The following is a 1551-nucleotide window of genomic DNA, read 5'->3' on the forward strand; positions in this document are numbered from 1 at the left end:
TAGTCCGGTCTGAATAATTCAAATTCTGCCGGCACCCAGCAGCCAATGTACGCCTGGACTGGAGGGCACATCCGACACAGTGGCCTTGTCCCGGCGCAAGGGGCGGCACAACGCTAATCGCAGCAGGTGAGACCATATTGGCCAAGCTGAGTTACGGCCGAAAAGAAGCCGCAGCGTCCGCAGAATCATGCGCAGGTTGTGGCCGCAACCGCAGAGCAGCGCATGGAAGGCGTCGCCATCGGCGCCTTTCAACCAATTGCGTCGTAACCGGCCATCATTCTTCATGTGCCCGATGGCCGGCTCAATGGCGCTGCGCCGCCGGATATCGCGGCGCAGGCGCCGCGTGATGTCGCGCTTGAGCTTGTGGTGGTAAGCCTTCGTGCCCGGCGGTACGTCCGCGCCGCGATAGCCCAGATCGACAAAGACCTCCTTGGGCCGGCAGCCGGTCAGGATCTCCACCTGTTGCAGCGTTTCCAGCAAGGTGTGGCCGTCGTAGGGATTGCCAGGCATGGTGCGCATGCCCACCACCAGCCCTTCCTTGTGCGTGGCGGCGATGGACACCTTCACGCCGAATTCATACGGCTGGCGTGCCTTGCCCTTGGCGATGCATTCCGCCTCCGGCGCGTGCAGGCTGTAGAGCTTGTTCTTGTCGCGCCGCTTTTGCGTCAGCAGGCGTTCGACCTTGGCCAGCAATTCACAGCCGCGTTGCTGGAGCGCCTCGGGTGCCCGGTCCAGCTGGCGTTCCACATCGCGCCAGACGCGGCCAACTATCGTCTTGAGCTTTTTGAGGCTGCCGCGCATGCGTTTGAACTGTTTGGCATGGGCATATCGTCCGACCTGCACCGCCAGCCTTGGCGCCGCGCGGTTGTAGTTCTGGCGCAGCGTCAACCCGGCCTCGACGGCCAGCTGGACCAACTGCCGCCGGGCCCGCTCCAGCAACTTGCTGTCCGTCGGATGGGCGATGGCCTTTTCCTGCACCGTGCTGTCGACGATGACTTTCTGGAAGCTCTGTGGTTTGACCACCCCGGTCGATTGCGCCGCCTTGATGGTTTGCGTCAGCATCCATTCCAAGCCCTCTTCGGCGATGCGCTTGCGCCAGCGCGTGAGCGAACTGGGATCGATGGGCGGCCTGTGCTGGAACCAGGTTTCGCCGCAGAACAGCTGCCAATACGGATTCTCCACCCAGCCCCACACCACGTCCTCGTCGGACAGGGCGAACGTGTGCTGCAAGTACAGCAGGCCGGCGATAAGCCGAGTTGAAGTGGCCGGACGGCCGCGCGACGATGGGAAGTGACCTGCCCATTTTTCTTCGAAGACTTGCCAGTCGATGTGCTGGGCCAGCCGGGCCAGCGGATGCTGGAGGTTCACCATCTCATTGAGCCGCTGGCGAAACATGTCATTGCTCTGTGGTCCGACTGGTTTTGGTCCCATTCAACCCTCGAAAATTTGCAAGGAATTGCCACCATTTTACCGATACCTTGCAAATCTCAGCAGTGTTTTTCGCGTGTTTCGCCTTTAGAATCAGGCCGTATGGGATTGTTCAGGGGCGAC

Annotated in this window: 1 protein-coding gene; it reads right to left on the bottom strand. The window is 61.4% G+C overall.

The features are described 5' to 3' along the window. Window positions 1-18 precede the first annotated feature (18 nt). Window positions 19-1431 carry an IS5 family transposase gene (locus tag GM676_RS31240; protein WP_371866425.1) on the bottom strand — a complete coding sequence of 471 codons (1413 nt, stop codon included), beginning with the start codon at window positions 1429-1431 and terminating at the stop codon, window positions 19-21. Window positions 1432-1551 lie beyond the last annotated feature (120 nt).

Origin of the sequence: Duganella radicis, assembly GCF_009720825.1 — a bacterium.
GTDB classification, from domain to species: domain Bacteria; phylum Pseudomonadota; class Gammaproteobacteria; order Burkholderiales; family Burkholderiaceae_D; genus Rugamonas; species Rugamonas radicis.

Bases quoted from the DNA above. Each gene is read 5' to 3' on its own strand.
- GM676_RS31240 (WP_371866425.1), bottom strand. From the start codon at position 1,431: ATGGGACCAAAACCAGTCGGACCACAGAGCAATGACATGTTTCGCCAG.